Origin of the sequence: Mesorhizobium sp. M4A.F.Ca.ET.050.02.1.1 (genome assembly GCF_003997725.1) — a bacterium.
GTDB lineage: Bacteria > Pseudomonadota > Alphaproteobacteria > Rhizobiales > Rhizobiaceae > Mesorhizobium.
The window spans coordinates 1-4,047 of record NZ_RZSG01000554.1; the positions used below are offsets into that span (position 1 = coordinate 1).

Here is a 4,047-nt window from a genome sequence, read left to right on the forward strand (position 1 = left end):
CCCGCGCCCAGCCGGCAGGCGGCGCCCCCGGCGCCGGGCGGTCCTCGAGGACAAGATCGCCGGGCGAGCGGCAGACGACGGCTTTCATGCTTCAATCCAGTCTGTTGATGGGGCCGCCGGCACTCGGGCTGTAGCGAAGGCCGGCGGTCGAGGTCAGCTTACTTGCCGCGGCGGCGCAGCCCGTCGAAATAGACGATGACGATGATCAGCACGCCGGTGATGATGCGCTGCCAGAAGGCGTTGACATTCAAAAGGTTGGCGCCGTTGTTAATGGTGGCGAGAATGAAGGCGCCAAGCAGCGGGCCGTGCACGGAGCCGACCGCGCCGAACAGCGAGGTGCCGCCGATCACCGATGAGGCGATCGCCTGCAGCTCCCAGCCCTCGGCCTGGGTCGGATTGCCGATGCCGATGCGCGAGGCGAGCAGTACGCCGACAAAGGCGGCGCACAGGCCGGACAGCGTATAGGCCATGTAGATGGTGCGCTGGACATTGACACCCGACAGGCGCGAGGCCTCGGCGTTGGAGCCGACCGAGAACAGGTAGCGGCCCCAGCGGCTGTGGTGCAGGAAGATGTAGGCCGGGATGCCGACCAGGATCACCATCCAGAACAGATTGGGGATGCCGACGAAGGAATTGCGCGAGAATTCCTGGAAGGCATCGTTGTTGATCGAGATCGAATTGCCGTTCGTCATCAGCAGACCAATGCCGCGCAGCGAGGTCAGCGTGGCCAGCGTGATGATGAAGGGCGGCAGGCCCATCCTGACGATGCCGAAGCCGTGGAACAACCCGATGGCGACGCCGACCAGCAGGGTGATCAGGATGGCGGCGAAGACCGGCACGCCGGCATTGATCAGCATCGCCGTGGTGACGGTGGCGAAGCCGACAACGGCGCCGACCGAGAGGTCAATGCCGCCAGTGATGATGACGAACGTCTGGCCGACCGCCAGGATGGCGATCATCGAGCCCTGACGCAGCAGGTTGGAGATGTTGTTGGCGGAGGCGAAGCTCTGGGTCGTCACCGACAGGATGACCCACAACAGAACCAGCAGCGCCAGCAGCGTCAGCCCGAATAGGGCATTGTAATTGCGCTTCGGCTTTTCGGCCGCGATCGCCTCGGTGCTCATTTCTGTCCTCCCGGTTTTTCTTGTTTCTCGGCGAGCGCCTGAGAGAGAATGTCCTCGTGGTCGGCGGTGCGGAAGCCATGCGTGGCGACCAGCTTGCCGCGCCGGAACACATGCAGCGTGTCGGCGAGTTCATAGACCTCCGGCAGATAGGACGAGATCAGGATGATGCCGGCGCCGTTGGACAGCAGCGTCGAGAACAGGCGGTAGATCTCGGCCTTGGTGCCGACATCGACGCCGACCGTCGGCTCGTCGAAGATGAACAGCTTGGCGCCATGCGCCAGCCATTTGCCGATGACGATCTTCTGCTGGTTGCCGCCGGACAGGCTGGAGGCGAGCGCGTTGCGCGTCGGCGTCTTGATCCTGAGGCCGGCGATCTGGCGATCGGCCTCGGCCTTTTCCTGCGTGTTGGAGATCAGCAGCTTGTTCGAGATGCGCTTGTAGATCGGCAGGTTGAGGTTGAGGCCAACCGGCAAATTGAGACAGAGGCCCTGGTCGCGGCGGCTTTCCGGCGCCAACGCCATGCCGAGCCGGATCGCATCGTGCTCGGAGTTGACCTGCACCTCCTTGCCCTCCCACAGGATCTGGCCGGCCGACTTCTTGTGGCGACCGTAGAGCGTGGTGACAAATTCGCTGCGGCCGGCGCCGATCAGCCCGTAGAGGCCGACGATCTCGCCGGCACGGACGCTCATCGAGACATTCTCGAAGCCTTTCCCGGAGAGGGTCCGAGTCTCGACGATGGTGGCACCCGGCGTGAAATGCTCCTTGTGGTAGATCTGTTCGATCGAGCGGTTGATCATCATCTTGACCAGTTCGGCGTCGTTGGTCTCGGCGATGTTGCGGGTGCCGACCAGCGTGCCGTCGCGCAGCACCGACACGCGGTCGGCGAGCTCGAACACCTCTTCCATGCGATGGCTGATATAGATGATGGTAACGCCTTCGCCCTTCAGCCGGCGGATCAGCGTGAACAACTGATCGGCCTCCTTGCGGGTCAGGTAGGCGGTCGGTTCGTCGAAGATCAGGAATTTGGTACCGCGCACCGTGGCGCGGGCAGCGGCGATCAACTGCTGCTGGCCGATGGTGAGATCGCCGAGCATGACGTGCGCCGGCAGGTCGAAGCCGAGGCCATCGATGATCTTCTGCGCATCCTTGACCATGGCCCGCTGCTGCAGGATGCCGAAGCGCGAATTCTCCTCACCGAGGAACATGTTGGCGGCGACCGTGAGGTGGCGGCAGAGAACGACCTCCTGGTGCACGGCATTGATACCGAGCGCCATCGCCTCATGCGGGGTCGCCAGCGCTTCCGGCTTGCCCTCCCAGATAACGTCGCCGGAGGTGCGCGGCATGACGCCGGTGAGGAGCTTGATGAGAGTGGATTTGCCGGCGCCGTTCTCGCCGACGATGGCGTGGATCTCGCCGGATTTGAAGGCGAGGTTGACGGGCTTGAGCGCGTGCGTGCCGGGATAGCGCTTCTCCAGCCCCCTGAGTTCGAGGATCGTCCTGCCGGGCTCCAGTGTTGGAGCCGGGTGCAGGTCCTGCGCCGTCGACGTCATGACAATCCTCCCAGATCGGCCTTACGATTGGCACGCAACGGTGCGGCGGGCTGCACCGTCAAGGGCACTTCAAGCCACCGGATTCCAGATTTGCTGGTGTTTCCGGGGCAGCGAGGCCCCGGAAACAGTGCGCCTATCGCGATGCTTAGTCGAGCTTCGGATTGAGCAGCGCGTCGATCTTCGGCTCTTTCATGTTGGCCTTGGTGACGAGATTGGCACCGGTGTCGACATTGGCCTCGACTTTCTCGCCCTTCGAGGCGGCAAGCGCGGTCTTGATGCCGTCATAACCCATCCGGTACGGATCCTGCACGACGAGGCCGGAAATGACGCCATCGTTGAGGAACTTGATCAGCTTCTCGTCGCTGTCGAAGCCGATCAGCCCGACCTTGCCGGCCAGGTTGTTCTCGGCAATCGCCTGACCGACGCCCTGCGCCATGATCAGGTTGGAAGCGAAGATGCCCTTCAGGTCCGGGTTGGCGGTGATCAGGTCGGTGGCGATGTTGAGGCCAGTGGTGGCCTGGCCGTCAGCATACTTGTCGGCGATCAGCTCAAGGCCGGGATATTTCGCCTTGAGCTGTTCCTTGAAGCCCTGGGCGCGCTGCTCGAGCGAGCCGGCGCCCGGCAGCGCGGTGATCAGCGCAACCTTGCCTTCAACCTTGCCGCCATTGGCAGCGCCGATGGCCGCGGCAAGTCCGTCAGCGGCGACGCGGCCGCCCTGGACATTGTCGGTGGTCAGGAACGAAGTGAAGGCCTTGGAGTCGGCTCCGGAGTCGATGCCGATGACCTTGACCTTGGTGGCGGCCTCGTCGATCGGCTTGCCGAGCGCCTTGGCTTCGGTCGGCGCGATGACGACAGCAGCCGGATTGCCGGCGACGGCATTCTCGAGGATCGAGATCTGGCCGTTGACGTCGGTTTCGGCCTGGGCGCCGAGCTCCGGCACATTGATGCCGAGATCCTTGCCGGCCTTGCGGGCGCCGGCCAGCACGATCTGCCAGTAGAACGAGGTGGTGTCCTTGACGATGATCGGGATGGTCACGTCAGCCGCCGAGGCCGGCGCCGAATGCATGGCGCCTGCGAGCATCGAGGCGGCGGCGAGCGCGACGAAGGCGCGGCGGTTGAGAATGCTGGTCACGAATTTCATGAGGGTTCCTCCCTAGATCGCCTGGTGAAGGTTACGGAAGCTCCGTTCGGATAGGCGCTGCCCCAACAGAACTTTATCAATAAAAAACATTTGCCGTTTTTTGATAGTGCATCGATCCGGTCGATGCAAGTGCTGTTTCGTCGCTGCGCAAAGGCCTTTGAGTTTGCCGTCGCTACGTTCGAACGCTTCCGATCCTCTCGAATTGAGATGGAATATTAGTTCCATGCAAGTG

4 protein-coding genes are annotated in these 4,047 nt (G+C 63.1%); all 4 read right to left on the minus strand.

The genetic code is table 11. The features are described from left to right. Positions 1-158: 158 nt before the first annotated feature. Positions 159-1,124, minus strand: a complete 966-nt coding sequence (locus tag EOA33_RS26710) for an ABC transporter permease (protein ID WP_126058233.1) — start codon at positions 1,122-1,124, stop codon at positions 159-161. Continuing rightward, entirely contained in the window at positions 1,121-2,674 is a 1,554-nt protein-coding gene (locus tag EOA33_RS26715) for a sugar ABC transporter ATP-binding protein (RefSeq protein ID WP_126058234.1), read from the minus strand. Before EOA33_RS26715 ends, EOA33_RS26710 begins: the two co-directional genes overlap by 4 nt. Positions 2,675-2,819: 145 nt before the next feature. After that, a complete protein-coding gene (locus EOA33_RS26720) occupies positions 2,820-3,815 on the minus strand; it encodes an ABC transporter substrate-binding protein (RefSeq protein WP_126058235.1) in 996 nt (331 codons plus the stop codon). A gap of 12 nt (positions 3,816-3,827) precedes the next feature. After that, positions 3,828-4,047, minus strand: a 220-nt coding sequence (locus EOA33_RS39860; protein WP_210212611.1) for a hypothetical protein, incomplete at its 5' end; no start/stop codon positions are given.

Coding starts and splice junctions, on each gene's coding strand:
- EOA33_RS26710 (WP_126058233.1), bottom strand. CDS start 1,124: ATGAGCACCGAGGCGATCGCGGCCGAAAAGCCGAAGCGCAATTACAAT.
- EOA33_RS26715 (WP_126058234.1), bottom strand. CDS start 2,674: ATGACGTCGACGGCGCAGGACCTGCACCCGGCTCCAACACTGGAGCCC.
- EOA33_RS26720 (WP_126058235.1), bottom strand. CDS start 3,815: ATGAAATTCGTGACCAGCATTCTCAACCGCCGCGCCTTCGTCGCGCTC.